The 1051-nt window shown below is 51.1% G+C and carries 1 protein-coding gene; it reads left to right on the top strand.

Annotation, left to right across the window (positions count from 1 at the left end; genetic code table 11):
* A partial coding sequence (gene tuf, locus ABLA76_RS04435) for an elongation factor Tu (RefSeq protein ID WP_348987011.1) occupies positions 1–1051 on the top strand: 1051 nt, incomplete at both ends.

Here is a 1051-nt window from a genome sequence, read left to right as displayed (position 1 = left end):
TGTCTAAAGAAAAGTTTGAACGTTCAAAACCGCACGTTAACGTTGGTACTATCGGCCACGTTGACCACGGTAAAACTACCCTGACTGCTGCAATTACTACTGTTCTGGCAAAAACTTACGGTGGTAGCGCGCGTGCATTCGACCAGATCGACAACGCGCCAGAAGAAAAAGCACGTGGTATCACCATCTCTACTTCTCACGTAGAATACGATACCCCAACTCGTCACTACGCACACGTTGACTGCCCAGGCCACGCCGACTATGTGAAAAACATGATCACCGGTGCTGCTCAGATGGACGGCGCGATCCTGGTTGTTGCTGCAACTGATGGCCCAATGCCACAGACTCGTGAGCACATCCTGCTGGGTCGTCAGGTAGGCGTTCCTTACATCATCGTGTTCCTGAACAAATGTGACATGGTTGATGATGAAGAGCTGCTGGAACTGGTCGAAATGGAAGTGCGTGAGCTGCTGTCTCAGTACGATTTCCCAGGCGACGACACGCCAATTATCCGTGGTTCGGCGCTGAAAGCGCTGGAAGGCGACGCAGAGTGGGAAGCGAAAGTTATCGAACTGGCAGAAGCACTGGATACTTACATCCCAGAACCAGAGCGTGACATTGATAAGCCATTCCTGCTGCCAATCGAAGACGTATTCTCCATCTCCGGCCGTGGTACTGTAGTAACCGGTCGTGTAGAGCGTGGTATCGTTAAAGTCGGTGACGAAGTTGAAATCGTAGGTATCAAAGAAACCACTAAAACCACGTGTACTGGCGTTGAAATGTTCCGCAAATTGCTGGACGAAGGCCGTGCGGGTGAGAACGTGGGTGTTCTGCTGCGTGGTACTAAGCGTGATGACGTTGAACGTGGTCAGGTTCTGGCGAAGCCAGGCTCTATCCACCCACACACTCAGTTCGAATCTGAAGTGTATATCCTGAGCAAAGATGAAGGTGGTCGTCATACCCCATTCTTCAAAGGTTACCGTCCACAGTTCTACTTCCGTACCACTGACGTAACCGGAACTATCGAACTGCCAGAAGGCGTAGAGATGGT

This window comes from Xenorhabdus sp. SGI240 (assembly GCF_040081915.1).
GTDB lineage: Bacteria > Pseudomonadota > Gammaproteobacteria > Enterobacterales > Enterobacteriaceae > Xenorhabdus > Xenorhabdus bakwenae.
Note: the sequence above shows the minus strand (reverse complement) of the source record. Positions and strands in the feature narration are given on the sequence as shown.